This is a genomic window from Burkholderia sp. Bp8998, assembly GCF_003854235.1.
Lineage (GTDB): Bacteria > Pseudomonadota > Gammaproteobacteria > Burkholderiales > Burkholderiaceae > Burkholderia.
Genome location: NZ_QTQF01000008.1, coordinates 44,814 through 62,391, shown reverse-complemented (window position 1 = coordinate 62,391; position 17,578 = coordinate 44,814). Strand labels below are relative to the sequence as shown.

The 17,578-nt window shown below is 67.8% G+C and carries 16 protein-coding genes and 1 tRNA gene; 3 read left to right on the top strand and 14 right to left on the bottom strand.

All coding sequences use genetic code 11. The features are described from left to right. Positions 1 to 44 precede the first annotated feature (44 nt). The 14 genes from DIE06_RS11155 to def form a co-directional block, all read right to left on the bottom strand. Entirely contained in the window at positions 45 to 803 is a 759-nt protein-coding gene (locus tag DIE06_RS11155; protein WP_124661468.1) for a tetratricopeptide repeat protein, read from the bottom strand. Continuing rightward, positions 800 to 1,585, bottom strand: a complete 786-nt coding sequence (locus tag DIE06_RS11150; protein ID WP_124661467.1) for an HpcH/HpaI aldolase/citrate lyase family protein — start codon at positions 1,583 to 1,585, stop codon at positions 800 to 802. The genes DIE06_RS11155 and DIE06_RS11150 overlap by 4 nt, the downstream gene beginning before the upstream one ends. 306 nt (positions 1,586 to 1,891) lie before the next feature. Further along, positions 1,892 to 2,344, bottom strand: a complete 453-nt coding sequence (gene queD / locus DIE06_RS11145; protein ID WP_014895699.1) for a 6-carboxytetrahydropterin synthase QueD — start codon at positions 2,342 to 2,344, stop codon at positions 1,892 to 1,894. Positions 2,345 to 2,362: 18 nt separating this feature from the next. After that, positions 2,363 to 2,995 (bottom strand): 7-carboxy-7-deazaguanine synthase, encoded by a 633-nt coding sequence (gene queE / locus DIE06_RS11140; protein WP_124661466.1) that lies wholly within the window; start codon positions 2,993 to 2,995, stop codon positions 2,363 to 2,365. Between the two features lie 75 nt (positions 2,996 to 3,070). Then, positions 3,071 to 3,805 (bottom strand): 7-cyano-7-deazaguanine synthase QueC, encoded by a 735-nt coding sequence (gene queC / locus DIE06_RS11135; protein ID WP_006495384.1) that lies wholly within the window; start codon positions 3,803 to 3,805, stop codon positions 3,071 to 3,073. A gap of 338 nt (positions 3,806 to 4,143) precedes the next feature. After that, positions 4,144 to 4,219, bottom strand: a tRNA-Phe gene (locus DIE06_RS11130). A 61-nt stretch (positions 4,220 to 4,280) separates the two neighbouring features. Beyond that, the gene (gene esaR / locus DIE06_RS11125) at positions 4,281 to 4,982 is read right to left on the bottom strand and encodes a response regulator transcription factor EsaR (protein WP_124661465.1); all 702 of its coding nucleotides are present in this window, start codon (positions 4,980 to 4,982) and stop codon (positions 4,281 to 4,283) included. Continuing rightward, positions 4,983 to 7,397: a sensor histidine kinase EsaS gene (gene esaS, locus DIE06_RS11120; RefSeq protein ID WP_124661464.1), complete on the bottom strand. Its 2,415-nt coding sequence runs from the start codon at positions 7,395 to 7,397 to the stop codon at positions 4,983 to 4,985. Further along, positions 7,387 to 7,977: a DUF4390 domain-containing protein gene (locus DIE06_RS11115; RefSeq protein ID WP_059607510.1), complete on the bottom strand. Its 591-nt coding sequence runs from the start codon at positions 7,975 to 7,977 to the stop codon at positions 7,387 to 7,389. The genes esaS and DIE06_RS11115 overlap by 11 nt, the downstream gene beginning before the upstream one ends. Further along, entirely contained in the window at positions 7,974 to 9,362 is a 1,389-nt protein-coding gene (gene rsmB / locus DIE06_RS11110; protein WP_124661463.1) for a 16S rRNA (cytosine(967)-C(5))-methyltransferase RsmB, read from the bottom strand. Before rsmB ends, DIE06_RS11115 begins: the two co-directional genes overlap by 4 nt. 175 nt (positions 9,363 to 9,537) lie before the next feature. Next, entirely contained in the window at positions 9,538 to 10,395 is an 858-nt protein-coding gene (gene htpX / locus DIE06_RS11105; protein ID WP_006485774.1) for a zinc metalloprotease HtpX, read from the bottom strand. A gap of 100 nt (positions 10,396 to 10,495) precedes the next feature. Further along, the gene (locus DIE06_RS11100) at positions 10,496 to 11,137 is read right to left on the bottom strand and encodes a LysE family translocator (RefSeq protein ID WP_124661462.1); all 642 of its coding nucleotides are present in this window, start codon (positions 11,135 to 11,137) and stop codon (positions 10,496 to 10,498) included. 110 nt (positions 11,138 to 11,247) lie between these two features. After that, the gene (gene fmt / locus DIE06_RS11095) at positions 11,248 to 12,231 is read right to left on the bottom strand and encodes a methionyl-tRNA formyltransferase (RefSeq protein WP_124661461.1); all 984 of its coding nucleotides are present in this window, start codon (positions 12,229 to 12,231) and stop codon (positions 11,248 to 11,250) included. Between the two features lie 34 nt (positions 12,232 to 12,265). Beyond that, complete coding sequence (gene def / locus DIE06_RS11090) at positions 12,266 to 12,769, bottom strand: peptide deformylase (protein ID WP_124661460.1); 504 nt, start codon at positions 12,767 to 12,769, stop codon at positions 12,266 to 12,268. Positions 12,770 to 12,840: 71 nt separating this feature from the next. Here def and dprA point away from each other — a divergent pair, with 71 nt between their 5' ends. The 3 genes from dprA (at position 12,841) to DIE06_RS11075 (ending at position 17,489) form a co-directional block, all read left to right on the top strand. Continuing rightward, entirely contained in the window at positions 12,841 to 14,283 is a 1,443-nt protein-coding gene (gene dprA / locus DIE06_RS11085; protein WP_124661459.1) for a DNA-processing protein DprA, read from the top strand. Between the two features lie 36 nt (positions 14,284 to 14,319). After that, on the top strand, positions 14,320 to 14,700 hold the full coding sequence (locus tag DIE06_RS11080) for a thioredoxin family protein (protein WP_006750078.1): 381 nt from the start codon (positions 14,320 to 14,322) through the stop codon (positions 14,698 to 14,700). A gap of 191 nt (positions 14,701 to 14,891) precedes the next feature. Then, positions 14,892 to 17,489 carry a DNA topoisomerase III gene (locus tag DIE06_RS11075; protein ID WP_124661458.1) on the top strand — a complete coding sequence of 866 codons (2,598 nt, stop codon included), beginning with the start codon at positions 14,892 to 14,894 and terminating at the stop codon, positions 17,487 to 17,489. Positions 17,490 to 17,578: the final 89 nt, after the last annotated feature.

Here is a 17,578-nt window from a genome sequence, read left to right as displayed (position 1 = left end):
GCCGTTTTTCATTGCCCAGGCCGAATGCAGCGGATAGCGCCCACTCACTGCGGCGTCGCGCGCGGACTTCCGTGGTCCGCACCGGCACCCGATGCCGGCTCCTGCGTCTTCAGCCGCGCGCTCAGCTCCTTGAATTTCAGCCCGGCCGTCTCGTCGCCCTGCGCGGCCGCGGCCGCGTAGTACGCACGCGCGATGTTCAGGTTCTGCGTGACACCGTCGCCGCCGCGTTCGTAGAAGGACGCGGTCACGTACTGCGCGGTCGGCTCGCCCGCGTCGGCTGCCTGCTTGTACCACGTGAAGGCCTGCCGGTTGTCGCGCGGCGTGCCGCGCCCGTCGAGGAACTGGTTCGCGAGCGACAGCTCGGCCTGCACGTGCCCCTGCTTCGCCGCGCGCAGGAACCAGCGGTGCGCTTCGGCCGGATTGCGCGCGACGAACTCGCCGTCGTCGAACATCCGCCCGTACACGTACTGCGCATGCGACATGTTCGCGTCGGCCGCCCGCTTCAACCAGCGCAGCCCTTCGTCGACGTTCGCGGTCACGCCGACGCCGGTGAGCAGCATCATCGCGTAATTGAACTGCGCGAGCCGGTCGCCGCGTTCGGCCGCGTCGTGGAACTGCACCAGCGCCGCACGATAGTCGCCGGCGTTGTAGTCGGCCACCGCCGATTGCGTCTCGTGCGCCGGGTCCGGTTTCGCGTGTGGCGCATTCTGTGCCAACGCCGCGACGCTCACGATCCACAGCCCCAGCAGCGCGCCGGTCGTACGCCGCGCGCGTCCCGGACCCGCGCCCTCACCACCGTTCATGACCGTACCTCCTGCAGCGCCTGGCGCGTCGCGCGCAGCAGCCAGCTCACGTCGGCCGACAGCGTGATCATCCGGTAGCCGGCCTCGCGATACTGGCGCGCGGTCGCCGTATCGCTCGCGAAGATGCCGACCGCGACGCCGGCCTGCTTGCCGGCCGCGAGCACGCGCGCCATCGCGGTCTCGACATCCGGGTGGCGGCTGTCGCCGAGATGCCCGAGGCTCGCCGCCAGATCCGCCGGGCCGATGAACAGGCAGTCGACGCCCGGCGTCGCGGCGATCCGCTCGACTTCGTCGATCCCGCGCGCCGATTCGATCTGCACGATCACCGCGACCTGCGCATTCGCCGTCTGCAGGTAATCGCGACGCATGCCGTATGCCGCCGCGCGCACCATGCCGGCCACGCCGCGCAGCCCGTCGGGAGAGTCAGGCGACGGGAAACGCGTGAGCCGCACCGCGTGCGCGGCCTCGTCGCGCGTCTCGATGCACGGGAACATCAGCGTGCGCGCGCCGGCGTCGAGCGCGCGCTTCACAAGCCACGGCTCGCGCCCCGGCACGCGCACGACGGGCTCGCTCGGCAGGTGCGCGGCGGCCAGCGCGCGCAGCTGCGATGCGACGTCGCGGCTGTCGTTCGGCGCGTGCTCCATGTCGATGCAGAGCCAGTCGTAGCCGGCGTGCGCGAGCGCTTCCGCGGCCGAATCGCAGCCGAGCGACAGCCACAGGCCGTACAGCGGCTCGTTGCCGTCATGCAGACGTAGTTTGAGGGAATTGGTGAGCGTGCTCATCGATACGGGCTCCTGGACGGAACGGCAATCGAACGGGACAAGCAACAGGCCAAGCGGGCGCAACACGCCGGACCGCCATGCCCGGCGGCGCCGGACCGGGCCCATGAACGTCAGTCGGCCGTGGGCGGCCGATCTGACAGCGCGGGCCGCACGACGGCGCACCTATGTGTTTTCCGGTGCCACGCAACGATCATAGCGCGGCGCTACGCGGAATGTGGGAACCGGAGGGGAGTGGCGCCGGACGAGGCCGTACGGCGCGGTGGCAGGCAGCCCGCGCCGGCTGGCGGGGCTGCCGGAAAGGCGGGATCAGCGGCCGGGCTGGCGCTCGACGTCGGCCCAGCAGTTCGGCGTTTCGTACAGGCGCACGCGTTCCAGACGCAGGTTCACGCCATAGTGCGCGTCGTACACGTTCGCGAGGATGTCGAACGCGATCGCCGCCAGGTTCTCGACGGTCGGGATCCGGTCGATCACGACGGTCTTGTGATCGGCCATCTGCTCGAGGAACGAGCGCACGACTTCGTCGCGCGCGTAGACCAGGAACGCGTGATCCCACTTGTTGACGAGGTGCTCGACCGCGAGCGCCTTCACGTCGGCGAAATCCATCACCATGCCGCGGTCGGGCGCCCCCTCGGTATCGACGAGATCGCCGCGCAGCGTGACTTCGAGCACGTAGCGATGGCCGTGCAGGTTGCGGCACTGGCTGCGGTGATCGGGAATGCGGTGGCCCGCGTCGAATTCGAGTTTTCGGGTAATCAGCACGATGTCAAAAGCCGTGGCTCAGGGAATGTTCAGATATTTGTGGGTCTGCATCGACAGCCGCCACTGCGGATGCCGCTTGCACCAGTCGATCGCGAGCTTGGTGTTGAGATCGCGCGACGGGCCGTCCATCGGCTGCACGAGAAAATACTCGAAATCGAGCTTCGCGTAGTCGGCAAGCCGCTGGTTGTCCTGCGGGATCACGACCTTCAGTTCGTTGCCCTTCGTGACGACGAGCGGCGCGTCGGCCTTCGGGCTCACGCAGATCCAGTCGATCGTCTCGAGCACCGGCAGCGAGCCGTTGGTCTCGATCGCGATCTCGAAGCCCGCCGCGTGCAGTGCGTCGACGAGCGTCTGGTCGAGCTGCAGCATCGGCTCGCCGCCCGTGCAGACGACGAAGCGGTGCGCCTCACCGTCCGGCCACAGACCGGCGATCGTCGCGACGAGTGCCTCGGCGTCCTTGAACTTGCCGCCGTTCTCGCCGTCGGTGCCAACGAAGTCCGTATCGCAGAAGCGGCACACGGCGTCCGCCCGATCCTCTTCACGGCCCGACCACAGATTGCAGCCGGCGAACCGGCAGAACACGGCCGGACGGCCCGCGTTCGCGCCCTCGCCCTGCAACGTGTAGAAAATTTCCTTGACCGCGTAAGTCATCGTGCTTCGTCCGGCTCGCGCCGCTCGTTGTCGATCAGAATCCGTTATCCATCAAGCGCTGCCGGCGCACCCGCGTCACAGCGGCGCTTCGGTCACCCGCTCGCCCTTCAGGTAGGCCTCGTAGCCGCGCTTGCGCAGCTTGCAGGCCGGGCATTCGCCGCAGCCGAAGCCCCAGTCGTGCAGTTCCGCGCGCTCGCCCACGTAGCACGTGTGCGTCTCGACACGGATCAGTTCGACGAGCGCGTCGCCGCCGAGCTGTTCGGCGAGTTGCCAGGTCTGCGCCTTGTCGAGCCACATCAGCGGCGTCTCGAGCACCATGCGCGTATCCATCCCGAGATTCAGCGCGACCTGCAGCGCCTTCATCGTATCGTCGCGGCAGTCGGGATAGCCCGAGAAGTCGGTCTCGCACATCCCGCCGACCAACACGCGCAGCCCGCGGCGATAGGCGATCGCCGCGGCGATCGTCATGAACATCAGGTTGCGGCCCGGCACGAACGTGTTCGGCAGGCCGTTCGCCGTCGTCTCGATCTCGATCGTGCGCGTCATCGCGGTATCGCTGATCGCGCCGAGCACCGACAGGTCGATCATGTGATCGTCGCCGAGCCGGTCCGACCACGCCGGAAACTTGCGCTTCAGCGCTTCGCGCACGCCTTCGCGACATTCGAGTTCGACGCGGTGGCGCTGGCCATAATCGAAGCCAAGCGTCTCGACCGTCTGGTAGCGTTCGAGGGCCCAGGCCACGCACGTGGCTGAGTCCTGCCCGCCGGAAAACAACACGAGCGCGCCGTCTTTAGCGTCTGTCCGAATCACCGTGATACTCCGTGAATGTGTAGGCTCGCGTCGCGCTGCGCCCCGGGGCCGACTGCCGCCGGGCGGCCCGACGCGTGCCGGCCTGCGCCGGCTCGACCAGTATAGGCAGCGCGCTCGGCCGCGAACGCGACGGGGCGCTTATACCGCCCATCGCGCGGCATCGTTGCCGCGCATCACGGCGGCGCCTGCGGTGCGCATGAAACGATGCGCTAAGTCATTGAGCGGGCACGGATTTTATCACGCCCCGGCGAATGCTGCCGGGCGCGCCGCCGATGCCACGCAAACCCACCACAAACGAAAAACCCCAAGAACCTTCCGATTCTTGGGGTTGGAACTGCTGGTGGCCTGGGACGGAATCGAACCATCGACACGCGGATTTTCAATCCGCTGCTCTACCAACTGAGCTACCGGGCCAACGAAGAAGAGAAAGTATATCCAGCCATCTCCACTTGCGCAAGTGTTTTCGCGAAATATTTTACGCGACACCTTCCGACGGCTTCTTGCCGAGCTCGACGCCGAGCTGCTTGAGCTTGCGATACAGGTGCGTGCGCTCGAGGCCCGTCTTCTCCGCGACGCGCGTCATGCTGCCGTTCTCGCGCGCGAGGTGATATTCGAAATACGCTCGCTCGAACGCGTCGCGCGCTTCGCGCAACGGGATGTCGAACGGAATCGCGGCCGTCTGGCCCGCGAGGCCGAGCGCCACGGCCATGTCGTCGCCAAGCGTCGGCAGCGCGGCCGCGGACGCGACCGCCGCCGGGCCCGAGGCCTGGCCGACACCGCCCTTCGCCGCCGCGTTGACGGACACCGGTGCCGCACCGCGTGCGAGACCGTGCTCGACGGACTTCAACAGCTTCTGCAGTGCGATCGGCTTCTCGAGGAAATCGAGTGCGCCGATCTTCGTCGCCTCGACGGCCGTGTCGATCGTCGCGTGCCCGGACATCATGATCACGGGCATCGTCAACAGGCCCTGCGCCGCCCATTCCTTGAGCAGCGTGACGCCGTCGGTATCGGGCATCCAGATATCGAGCAGCACGAGATCGGGCGCCTGATTCAGACGGTATTCCCGCGCGGCCTGCGCGTTCTCCGCCGCCTCGACGACATGTCCTTCATCGCTGAGGATCTCCGAGAGCAATTCCCGGATGCCCATTTCATCATCTACCACCAGGATGGTTGCCATTTACGCTGCCTTTGTCTGCACACTTGCTTTTGTCTTGGCGGGAGCCGTCCCGCCCTGCGCGCCGGATTCGGCATCTGGCGTATCGCTCGCCATCTGCAGGAAAAGGATCGACACCTGCGCACCCTCGACGGTCTCGCCGTGCATGCGATTGCGCAGATCGATCCGCGCGCCGTGCTCGTCGACGATTTTCTTGACCGTGGCCAACCCGAGCCCCGTGCCCTTCGCCTTCGTCGTCACGTAAGGCTCGAACGCACGGGTCAGGATGCGTGCCGGAAAACCGGGCCCGTTGTCGGACACGGTAAGACGTACCGCGACGCGCGTTTTGCCCTCGGCGTCGGGATCGCCATATTCTACTGTCTTGGTTTCGATCAACACACGCGGATGCGCGACTTCCGCGACCGAATCCTGCGCGTTCTGCAACAGGTTGTGAATCACCTGGCGCAGTTGCGTCGCGTCGCCGCGGATCACCGGCAGCGACGGCGCGAGTTCGGCGACGATCGCGCTCTTGCCTTCGCCGACACCATACAGCCCGAGCACCTCGCTCGCCAGTTCGTTCAACTGCAGGTTCGCGAGCACCGCCGGCGGCGTGCGCGCATATTCGCGGAAGTCGTCGACCATCCGCTTCATCGCGGCCACCTGGTTGACGATCATCGTCGCGCCGCGCTTGAGCACGTCCGCATCCTGCGGCGCAAGCTTGTCGGACAGCTTCATCTGCAGCCGCTCCGCCGACAGCTGGATCGGCGTCAGCGGATTCTTGATCTCGTGTGCGAGCCGCCGCGCGACCTCGCCCCATGCGACCGAACGCTGCGCGGAAATCACGTCGGAGATGTCGTCGAACACGACGACGTAGCCGGACGTCTGCGGATCGTCGGCCTCGCCCTCGACCGTCGACACGAGGCGCGTGCCGCGCACGAGCAGGGTCAGCGGATCGGCTTCGCCCGGCACCTCGATCGCGAACTGCTGCTGCCAGTGACCGCGATCGCCGCTGCCGCCGTCGGAAGCCGCCTCGCGATCGGCGAATGCCTTGCGCACCATCGCGCCGAATTCCGCTACCACGCCGATCCGGTCGAGAGCCGTGCCGATCATCGCGCTGAACGGCTGCCGGAAGATCCGCTCGGCGCCGCGGTTGGCCGTCGTCAGCCGGAACTGGCGGTCGAGCACGAACACGCCGGCGGTCAGGTTCGCGAGAATGCTCTCGAGATACGTCTTCGAATGCTCGAGCGCGACGCGGTTCTTCTCGACCGCGAGCCGCGCCTCGGACAGCTGGCGCGTCATCGCGTTGAACGACTGCGTGAGGAAGCCGAGCTCGTCGCGCGACTTGATCTCGCGCTTCGGCGTGTAGTCGCCTTCGGTGATCTCCTTCGTCCCCTGCGCGAGCAGGAACAGCGGCCGCGCGAGCTGCTGGCCGAGCGCGAGCGCGAGCATCATCGCGATGAAGGTCGCGAGGAACAGCGCGAGCGTCAGCGTGCCGATGTACATCTTGCGCAGCCCGGTGCGGCCGAGCGCTTTTTCCTGGTACTCGCGATACGCGCGCTGCACCGCGTCGGCGTTGTGCGCGAGCGTGGGCGGCACCGGCTGCGTGAGCTGCAGGAACCGCTCCGCCGGCTGCAGCAGCGATGTCGTCGCATCGGGAATCGGCCGCACGACCCGCAACCGCAACGCGCCCTTCGCGCCGTGCGCGCGCGGGTCGCCGTCGACTTCGCCCTCGATCGCCGCGTACGCGCCGTGTTCGCGCGCCTGGCTCAGCATCAGCGGCGTCGGCAGGTCGTCCGGAATCAGCGCGGCGAAATTGCCCGATGCCTGCGCGACGATGTGCAGGTCGGGCGCCGCGCCGGAGGCGCCGCGGCTCGGCTCGACGATCGTCGCGTCCTGCACGCCGAACTGGTCGCGCAGGCGCAAGAGCGTGAGCGTCGTGCCGTTCGTGTTCGCATCGACGCTCGCAAGCTGGTCGGACATCAGCCGTGCCTTCGTCTGCAGGTCCGACAGCGACGCGTCGAGCATCCCGCGGCCGAGGTTCAGGCCGGCCGTCAGCGCGGTCTCGACGTTCACGTCGAACCACGACTCGATACTGCGCGACACGAACTGGTACGACACGATGTAGATGATGCCGCCCGGCACCACGCCGACGAGCGCGAAGAACACCGCGAGCTTCGCGAGCAGCCGCGTGCCGAACTTGCCCTTCCTCAGGCGCGCGACGATCATCCCGATCAGCCCGAGCACGACCAGCAGGAACACGAGCGCGACGATGATGTTCATCGCGTACAGCCACGAGTAGTAGCGGTCGAAGAATTCGGTGTTCGCGCTCGCGGCCGCGAGCAGCACGAGCAGCAGCAGCGCGGTGATCGCGACGGTCGAGACGATCACGCGAACGAGGAGGCTCTTCCCGCTGGCCGCGCGGCGCACTTTATTTAGCACGTTCGGTCACCGTGAACGTAAAGCGCTTCCAGTCCGACCCGAGCGTCCAGTCGCGGTTGTTCACCGCGTCGACCTGGAACGGCTTCGGCATCAGCGCCGTATCGAGCTGCATCCGCACCGAGGCCGTATAGGTTTCGCCGGCGCGCACCTGGTTGCGGTCGATCACGTGCCACGACGTGATGTGCCGGACCACCGCGAGCGCGTCCTTCAGCGACGGGAAGCCGAGCTGCAGCCCGCCCGTCGACACGCGGTACTCGCGCGTGAGCGGCTGGAACGACAGCCGGATCGTCTGCGACACCGACACCGGCTGCTCGTCGAACCAGTACCAGCGCGCGCGGCCCAGTTCGAAGTCGGTCGTGAAGTAAAGCGGGATGCCCTTGTTGACGGCATCCTCGAGGTTCGGATTCAGCTCGAAATCGAAGCGGGCATCGAGACTCCAGCCGCTTCCGTCAGCCTGCAGCGATGCGCGCTGCACGGCGATCGACTCGGCGCGCGCCGGCCGAACGACAGTCAGGCACAGCGCCAGCGCGACCAGCAGGACGGCCGCGAGCCGAAGTGGAAAAAGGTGTTTGATCGTCACCGTTTCTGAAACCGCGCGTAGAAAAATCCGTCGTGATCGGTGTTCTGGTCGCGTGCGCCGGCCGCCCCGACGTGCACGCCGCCCGGCAGCAGTTGGCCGGGCGCGTCCAATCGTACCGCATCTTCACAGGACGCTTCAAACCAGCGGGCCTGCAATTCGCCCTCCTCGGGAAAGATCGAGCAGGTCACATAGAGCAGTTCGCCGCCCGGCTTCACGAGCGACCACAACGCCGTCAGGATGCGGCGCTGTTCCGCGACGAGCGCGGCGATGTCGGCTTCGCGGCGCAGCCAGCGGATGTCGGGATGACGGCGCACGATGCCCGACGCGGAGCACGGCACGTCGGCAAGGACGCGGTCGAACGGACGGCCGTCGTACCACGCGTCCGGCACGCCGGCATCGCCGACGCGCACGTCCGCCGCGAGCGACAGGCGCGCGAGGTTCTCGCCGATGCGCGCCGCACGGGTCGCGTCGCTTTCGAGCGCGACGACGTCCGCGTCGGCAAGCTCGAGGATATGGCCGGTCTTGCCGCCGGGCGCCGCGCACGCGTCGAGCACGCGCATGCCGTCACGCGCGCCGAGCCATTCGGCCGCGAGTTGCGCGCCGGCATCCTGCACCGACACGACGCCATCGGCGAAGCCCGGAATGCGATCGACGGGAAGCGCCGACGCGAGCCGCACCGCATGGCGGCCGATCGCGATCGCGTCGATTCCGTTCGCGCGCAACGTGTCGAGATATGCGTCGACGGTCGCGCGGCGCGCGTTCACGCGCAGCGTGAGCGGTCCCTGGCGCTCACCGGCCGCGAGGATCGCCTGCCATGCGTCCGGCCACGCGCGCTTCACCGCATCGATCCACCACGGGCGATAGTTCCAGCGGGCGACCGGATCGTCCTGCAGCGCCGCGACGAGCGCGTCGCGTTCACGCTGGAAACGGCGCAGCACCGCGTTGACCAGCCCCTTCGCGAACGCATATTCGCGCCGTGCGCCGATCACGGTCACGGCCTGGTCGACGATCGTGAACGCCGGATACGCAGCCGATTCTTCCGGATCGAGCAGCAGCGCAAGCGCGCCGGCGAGCACCGCCTGCACGTGCGCGGGCGGCGCCTTGCTGACGAGTTTGCCGATCAGCCAGTCCGCGGTGCCGAGGCGGCGCATCGTCCGGTACGCGACGTCCTGCGTCGCGCCGCGCGCCAGCGCCTGCGCGCCGGCCGGCATCTGCGCGAACACCGCGGCCAGTGCCGCCGGCAGCGCGGTGCCGCGCCGCACCGCATCGACTGCCTGCGCGGCCGCGTCGAGCGCAAAGCCCAGCGAATCGGGCGCGAGATGCAGCGCGGCCAGGCGCGCAGGGCGGCCGGAGGAGGACTGGGCGGAGGAACGGGTTCGTGTCATCGGAGCAAAATCGGCAAACGGGCGCCGCGAGCGGCGGGAACCCGGCGGCCACGTGGCCGCCGCGATTCCAAACCGCGCATTGTAGCGTGAGGCCATGCGGCCCCTTTACGGGATGCACAAATGAAACACCCCGCAGCGCGGGGCGTGCGGGGTGATGTGTCGAGTATGACGCGACTTAGTCGAAGCGGCCGGTACGTGCCATCTCCATCAGGCGCGCGATGCGCTCCTCGGTCGCCGGGTGCGTGGAGAACAGGTTCTGCAGGCCGCCGCCATGGAGCGGGTTCATGATCATCATCTGCGCGGTGGCCGGATGCGCTTCGGCCGCCTGGAACGGGATGCCCGCCGCATAGCGATGGATCTTGTCGAGCGCGGTGGCGAGCGACTGCGGATCGCCGGAGATCTGCGCGCCGCCGCGGTCGGCCTCGAATTCACGCGCCCGCGAGATCGCCATCTGGATCAGCGCACCGGCGATCGGCGCGAGCAGCGCGACCGCAATCCCCGCGATCGGGTTGGCCGGGCGACCGTTTTCGTCGCGGCCGCCGAAGAACATCGCGAAGTTGGCCAGTGCCGAAATCGCGCCCGCCATCGTCGCGGTGATCGTCGAGATCAGGATGTCGCGATGCTTCACGTGCGCGAGTTCGTGCGCCATCACGCCGCGCATCTCGCGCTCGGACAGCACGCGCAGGATGCCCGTCGTCGCGGCGACCGCCGCGTGCTCGGGGTTGCGGCCCGTCGCGAACGCGTTCGGCGCGTCCTCGTTGATCAGGTAGACGCGCGGCATCGGCAGGTTCGCGCGGGTGGCGAGCTCGCGCACCATCCGGTAGAACTGCGGCGCCGTGTTCTCGTCGACTTCCTGCGCGTTGTACATGCGCAGCACCATCTTGTCGGAGAACCAGTACGAGAAGAAATTCATGCCGAGCGCGAACAGCAGCGCGATCGTCATGCCGCGCGAGCCGCCGATCATGCCGCCGATCACGATGAACAGGGCCGTGATCGCGGCCATCAGCATCGCCGTTTTGACCCAATTGAACATACCCACTCCTTATCCGTCAGGGGACCCGCCGCACATCACCGTGCATGGCGGAAAATTGTAAGCGATTTGTTAGATAAGGTCTTGCCGGAAAAATTCAATTTCAGCGTTGCGCCGCCGCGAGCCGCAGCCCGAGGCCGACGAACGCGCTGCCGACCGTGCGGTCGAGCCACTTCTTGACGCCCGGCTTGCCTGAAAAGCGCTGCGTGACGCTGCCCGCGACCCACGCGACGATGCAGGTCCAGACGGTGCTCATCACGACGAACACCGAACCGAGGGCCAGGAACGCCAGTGCCTTGTGCGGGCTGTCGGCCGACACGAACTGCGGAAAGAACGACACGAAGAACAGCACGACCTTCGGGTTCAGCACGTTGGTCCAGAAACCCTGCATGAACAGCTGGCGCAGCGGCTTCGCGGCCGTGGCCTGCGCCGCCTCGGCGCCTGCCGGCGCGGCAGCCTGTTTCGTGACGATCATGCGCACGCCGAGGTAGATCAGGTAAGCGGCACCGATCAGCTTGATCACCGTGAACGCGGCGGCCGACGCCGCGAGCAGCGCGGTCAGGCCGAACGCGCACGCAAGCGCGTGCACGCAGCAGCCCGCCGAGATGCCGAGCGCCGACATCAGCCCCGCGCCGCGGCCCTGCGCGACGCTGCGGCCGACGATGTACGCCGTATCGGGGCCGGGCGTGACGTTCAGCAGGAAAACCGCAAGCACGAAGAAGCCGAAATGGGTGATGCCAAGCATGAGAACCTCAAGACGGGGAACCGCAGGGAAATTCTACGCGCGCCAGCCGCGCCGCGCGACTCGGCCATCCGGCCGATTGCGTGCGGCCGGCATGTCGGGTCGAATGACGCTCAGGCCGCGTCGGGCAACGCGAAGCGCTGGCCCGCGGCGAGCGGCGAGCCGGCCAGGAATTCGCGCGCGGGCAGCCGCTTGCCGCCCGGCTTCTGCAGTTGCGTGACGCGCAGCGCGCCGCTGCCGCACGCGACGATCACGCCTTCCGGCGCAGCCTCGACGATCGTGCCGGGCGCCGCGTCGCCGCGCGCCGCCACGGGCTCGGCCGCCCACAGCTTGATCGCGGCGCCGTCGAGCGTCGCGACGCCGCCCGGGAACGGGTCGAACGCACGCACCTGGCGCGCGAGCTCGTCGGCCGGCTTGCGCCAGTCGAGCGCCGCTTCGTGCTTGCCGATCTTTTCCGCATAGGTCACGCCGTCGGCCGGCTGCGGCGTGGCAGGCAGCGTGCCGTCGCGCTCGAGCCGCACCAGCGCGTCGACAATCAGCCGCGCGCCGTCGGCGGCCAGCCGGTCGTGCAGCGTGGCGGTCGTATCGTCGGGCGCGATCGCGAGGCGCGCCTCCTCGATCATCGCGCCGGTGTCGAGGCCGATGTCCATCTGCATCAACGTGACACCCGTCTCGGCGTCACCGGCCTCGATCGCGCGGTGGATCGGCGCGGCACCGCGCCAGCGCGGCAGCAGCGACGCGTGGATGTTGATGCAGCCGGCGCGCGGAATGTCGAGCACTTCCTGCGGCAACAGCAGGCCGTATGCGGCGACCACCATCACGTCGTGCGGGGTCGTGCGCAGCAGCTCGATCGCGTCGGCCGCCTCCGCCGGGTACTTGCCCGCGCGGCGCAGCGACGGCGGCTGCGCGACTGGCATCCCGTGCTCGACGGCATAGCGCTTCACCGCGCTCGCCTGCAGTTTCATCCCGCGCCCGGCAGGGCGATCGGGCTGGGTAAGCACGAGCGGCACCGGAAAACCGGCCTCGTGGATCGCGGCGAGTGCGGCCGCGGCGAATTCCGGCGTGCCGGCAAAAATCACGCGCAACGTATGGGTCATGACAGCGTTCGGGATCGGGCTGGGCACACGCGCGTCACATCGCGCGTTCGAGTTTCTTCATCTTCGTCTTGATACGGGTCTGCTTCAGCGGCGACAGGTATTCGACGAACACGCGCCCCATCAGGTGATCCATCTCGTGCTGCACGCACACGGCCAGCAGGCCCTCGCAGTCGAGCTCGAAGGTCTCGCCGTGCTCGTTGAGCGCACGTACGCGCACGTGGTCCGGACGCTCGACCTCGTCGTAGATCCCGGGCACCGACAGGCAGCCCTCCTCGTAGACCTGCTTCACGTCGCTCGACCAGGTGATCTCGGGGTTGATGAACGCGCGCAGCTCGTTCTTCTCCTCGGAGACGTCGATCACGATCACGCGCTCATGCACGTCGACCTGCGTCGCCGCGAGGCCGATGCCGGGCGCCGCGTACATGGTTTCGGCCATGTCGGCGACGAGCTTGCGGATCCGGTCGTCGACCTTCTCGACGGGCTTGGCGACCTTGTGCAGCCGCTTGTCGGGGTAATGAAGAATGTTCAGCAAAGCCATGGTGTTCGGTATTCGGTGGGGCGGCGTGCCGCATCGGCCATCCGGCCGGCTGGCGCCGCCGCCGGGATGCAATGAAGATGAGGCGGACGCGCGGCATATCAACGCCGCAGGTCATACCTCCTGCAATTGGCCGGACGCTCGCGCGCGCGGCCCTGTCGAGTATTTCGGATGATGAAAATTTTATCATGGCGCCACGCGGTCCGCTGGCCGCCGCATTCGAGGGGAACCTCATGTCGCCGCAAACGCTGACGACTTCCGCGTTGCGCGCGTGGCTGCAGCTCGCGCATGCGCCGGGCCTCGCCCCCGCCGTGCTGCACGCGCTGCTCGATGCGTTCGGCTCGCCGGCGGCGCTGCTGCGCGCGTCCGACCAGGCCATCGGCGCGGCGAGCAGCACTGCCGCCGCGCGGGCGGTGCGCGCCAGCGAGCGGGACGACCTCGACGCGTGCACCGACGCCGCACTCGCATGGCTCGACGCACCGGGCAACGCGATCGTCACGCTCAACGACCCCGTCTATCCGCCACGGCTGCGCGACCTGCACGATCCGCCGCCGCTGCTATATGTAAAGGGCAGGCTCGACCTGCTGCATGCGCGCGGGCTCGCCGTGGTCGGCAGCCGCCACGCGACGCCGCAAGGGCTCGCCGACGCGACGCACTTCGCGCATGTGCTGTCCGATGCGGGGCTCGCGATCGTCTCCGGCCTCGCGCTCGGCATCGACGGCGCCGCGCATCGCGGCGGCCTCGACGGCCGCGCCGGCACGATCGCGGTGATCGCGACGGGCGCCGATCTCGTCTATCCGGCGCGGCACCGCACGCTCGCGCACGAGATCGCCGCACGCGGCGCGATCGTATCCGAATGGCCGCTCGGTACGCCCGCGCGGGCGTCACATTTCCCGCAGCGCAACCGGCTGATCGCCGCGCTCGCGCTCGGTGCACTCGTCGTCGAAGCCGCGCCGCGCTCCGGCTCGCTGATCACCGCGCGGCTCGCGAACGAGCTGGGCCGCGACGTGTTCGCGATGCCGGGCTCGATCCACGCGCCGCTCGCGCAAGGCTGCCATGCGCTGATCCGCGACGGTGCGAAACTCACCTCGACGCCGCTCGACGTGCTCGAGGAATACGGGCTGGGCGAACCGGCAGTTCACACCCATCACACCACGGCGAATTCGCGTTCGCGCCCCGATAACGGCGAAGCAGTCGCCACGGATCAACGCGCCGGCGAGCACGTCGCGACGACGAACGCCCCCGCTCCCGCCGCCGCATCAGCATCCGCCGGAATCGAAGGCGCGCCGCCACCCGATAACCCGGCCGAACGGTCCGTGCTCGCCGCATTGGGATACGGCCCGGTCACTTACGAGTGGCTCGCCGAGCACAGCGGCCTGTCCGACGACGTGCTGCACCGCGCGCTGCTCGCGCTCGAACTGGCCGGCCGCATCGCGAGCGTGCCCGGCGGACGCTTCGCGCGGCTTGACGCGGCGCCCACCCCGCCCCCGTCCGGCGTGCTACAGTCCCCCGCATAGAGGCGGCCGTGCCGCCGACGATACCCAAGGAACGCCATGCCCGCGCTGAATCTCGACACCGATGCCGATCGGATCGCCGAGCGCCTCGCCGACCCCGACACGCTGCTGGTCGCCTGCCTGTGCGCCGAGTGGTGCGGCACCTGCCGCGACTACCGGACGGCCTTCGACCAGCTGGCCGACGCCCATCCCGACGCCTGCTTCGCGTGGATCGACATCGAAACCCATGCCGACCGGCTCGACGACCTCGACGTCGAGAATTTCCCGACGATCCTGATCGAGGACGCGAACACCGCGCGCTTCTTCGGCACGGTGCTGCCGCACGCGGCGATCGTCGAACGGATGCTGTCCGACCTGAGCGCGGTACCCGGCGCGCCGCACGCACCGAAATTGCGCAACATCCTGAACGTCGAGGCGTAAACCGCGCACCGGCCGGGCGGCTTGTCGCGCCGTTGCGCGCGCCGCCACGCCGGGCGCTTGCCGCCGTTGCGCCCCCCCTCTATGATGAGCCGCTTTTTGCACGCCGAGCCGCCGTCGCTGCGGCGTGTGCTATAAAGCCGTCGTAAAAGGGACCCACGCCGGCGAACCCGGTCTACCAACATACACCTGTCATGTCCAAAGCTCTGATCATTGCGGAAAAGCCTTCTGTCGCGAACGACATCGCGCGCGCTTTGGGCGGCTTTACCAAGCATGACGAATACTTCGAGAGCGACGAATTCGTCCTGTCGTCCGCGGTCGGCCACCTGCTGGAAATTGCCGCCCCGGAAGAGTACGAGGTCAAGCGCGGGAAATGGAGCTTCGCTCATCTGCCCGTCATCCCCCCGCATTTCGACCTGAATCCGATCGCAAAAAGCGAATCGCGCCTGAAAGTCCTGACCAAGCTGATGAAGCGCAAGGACATCGACCGCCTGATCAACGCATGTGACGCGGGGCGCGAGGGCGAGCTGATTTTCCGCCTGATCGTGCAGCACGCGAAGGCGAAGCAGCCGGTCCAGCGCCTGTGGCTGCAGTCGATGACGCCGCAGGCGATCCGCGACGGTTTCGCACACCTGCGCAGCGACACCGACATGCAACCGCTCGCCGACGCCGCACGCTGCCGCTCGGAAGCCGACTGGCTCGTCGGCATCAACGGCACGCGCGCGATGACGGCGTTCAACAGCAAGGGCGGCGGCTTCTTCCTGACGACCGTCGGCCGCGTTCAGACGCCAACGCTGTCGATCGTCGTCGAACGTGAAGAGAAAATCCGTCGATTCATCCCGCGCGACTACTGGGAAGTGAAGGCCGAGTTCGCGTGCGCGGGCGGCTTCTACGAAGGCAAGTGGTTCGACCCGAAATTCAAGCGCGACGAGTTCGATCCGGAAAAGCGCGATTCCCGCCTGTGGAGCCTGCCGGCCGCCGAAACCATCGTCGCCGCATGCCGCGACCAGGTCGGCACGGTGTCGGAGGAATCGAAGCCGTCGACCCAGCTGTCGCCGCTGCTGTTCGATCTGACGAGCCTGCAGCGCGAGGCGAACAGCCGCTTCGGCTTCTCCGCGAAGAACACGCTCGGCCTCGCACAGGCGCTGTATGAAAAGCACAAGGTGCTGACGTACCCGCGTACCGACGCGCGCGCGCTGCCGGAAGACTACATTTCGACGGTGCAGTCCACGCTCGAGATGCTCAAGGAGAGCCACAACTACCTGCCGCATGCGAAGCAGGTGCTCGACAAGGGCTGGGTGAAGCCGAACAAGCGGATCTTCGACAACTCGAAGATCAGCGACCACTTCGCCATCATCCCGACGCTGCAGGCGCCGAAGTCGCTGTCCGAGCCGGAGCAGAAGCTGTACGACATGGTCGTGAAGCGCTTCCTCGCGGTGTTCTTCCCGGCGGCCGAATTCCGCGTCACGACGCGGATCACCGAAGTCGCCGGCCATCACTTCAAGACCGAAGGCAAGGTGCTCGTCGAGCCGGGCTGGCTGCAGGTGTACGGCCGCGACGCCGAAGGCGCGGACGCGAACCTCGTGCCGGTGCAGAAGGACGAGAAGGTGAAGACGGACGAGATCGCCGCCGTCGCGCTCGTGACGAAACCGCCCGCACGCTACTCGGAAGCGACGCTGCTGTCCGCGATGGAAGGCGCGGGCAAGCTCGTCGAGGACGACGAACTGCGCGAGGCGATGGCCGCGAAGGGCCTCGGCACGCCGGCGACGCGCGCGGCGATCATCGAAGGCCTGCTCGGCGAGAAATACCTCGTGCGCGAAGGCCGCGAACTGATCCCGACCGCGAAGGCATTCCAGCTGATGACGCTGCTGCGCGGGCTCGGCGTGAAGGAACTGACCGCGCCCGAGCTCACCGGCGAATGGGAATACAAGCTGTCGCAGATGGAGCGCGGCAACCTCGGGCGCGACGCGTTCATGCAGGAAATCGCCCGCATGACGCAGCAGATCGTCAAGCGCGCGAAGGAATACGATTCCGACACGATCCCCGGCGATTACGCGACGCTCGAGACGCCATGCCCGAACTGCGGCGGCCAGGTGAAGGAAAACTACCGCCGCTTCGCGTGCACGAAGTGCGAGTTCTCGATCTCGAAGATTCCGGGCAGCCGGCAGTTCGAGATCGCGGAAGTCGAGGAGCTGCTGCGGGAGAAGACTATCGGTCCGCTGTCCGGCTTCCGCAGCAAGATGGGCCGTCCGTTCTCGGCGATCCTGAAGCTCTCGTTCGACGACGAAACGAAGAACTACAAGCTCGAGTTCGACTTCGGCCAGGACCAGGGCGGCGAGGAAGGCGAAGCACCCGACTTCTCCGCGCAGGAACCGGTCGGCGCATGCCCGAAGTGCAAGGGCCGCGTGTTCGAGCACGGGATGAGCTATGTGTGCGAGCACTCGGTCGCGAATCCGAAGACCTGCGACTTCCGTTCGGGCAAGGTGATTTTGCAGCAGGAAATCACGCGCGAGCAGATGGCGAAGCTGCTGGCCGACGGCCGCACGGATCTGCTGCCGAACTTCAAGTCGTCGCGCACGGGCCGCAACTTCAAGGCATTCCTCGTGAAGCAGCCGGACGGCAAGATCGGTTTCGAGTTCGAGAAGAAGGAGCCGAAGGCCGCCGCGGCGAAGAAGACGGCAAAATCGGCGACGAAGGATGCCGAAACCGTGACCGAAGGCGCCGACGAGAAACCGGCACCGGCCCGCAAGACCGCCGCCCGCAAGACGACGGCGCGCAAGACGGGCTCGTGACGACCCGGCCGCCGGGGCTTTCCCCGGCGCGTTGCACGCCGGTCAAACGGCGATAAAAAACGCGGATCGATCGCTCGATCCGCGTTTTT

Coding starts and splice junctions, on each gene's coding strand:
- DIE06_RS11155 (WP_124661468.1), bottom strand. CDS start 803: ATGAACGGTGGTGAGGGCGCGGGTCCGGGACGCGCGCGGCGTACGACC.
- DIE06_RS11150 (WP_124661467.1), bottom strand. CDS start 1,585: ATGAGCACGCTCACCAATTCCCTCAAACTACGTCTGCATGACGGCAAC.
- queE (WP_124661466.1), bottom strand. CDS start 2,995: ATGACTTACGCGGTCAAGGAAATTTTCTACACGTTGCAGGGCGAGGGC.
- esaR (WP_124661465.1), bottom strand. CDS start 4,982: ATGGCAACCATCCTGGTGGTAGATGATGAAATGGGCATCCGGGAATTG.
- rsmB (WP_124661463.1), bottom strand. CDS start 9,362: ATGACACGAACCCGTTCCTCCGCCCAGTCCTCCTCCGGCCGCCCTGCG.
- htpX (WP_006485774.1), bottom strand. CDS start 10,395: ATGTTCAATTGGGTCAAAACGGCGATGCTGATGGCCGCGATCACGGCC.
- DIE06_RS11100 (WP_124661462.1), bottom strand. CDS start 11,137: ATGCTTGGCATCACCCATTTCGGCTTCTTCGTGCTTGCGGTTTTCCTG.
- fmt (WP_124661461.1), bottom strand. CDS start 12,231: ATGACCCATACGTTGCGCGTGATTTTTGCCGGCACGCCGGAATTCGCC.
- def (WP_124661460.1), bottom strand. CDS start 12,769: ATGGCTTTGCTGAACATTCTTCATTACCCCGACAAGCGGCTGCACAAG.
- dprA (WP_124661459.1), top strand. CDS start 12,841: ATGAAGATGAGGCGGACGCGCGGCATATCAACGCCGCAGGTCATACCT.
- DIE06_RS11080 (WP_006750078.1), top strand. CDS start 14,320: ATGCCCGCGCTGAATCTCGACACCGATGCCGATCGGATCGCCGAGCGC.
- DIE06_RS11075 (WP_124661458.1), top strand. CDS start 14,892: ATGTCCAAAGCTCTGATCATTGCGGAAAAGCCTTCTGTCGCGAACGAC.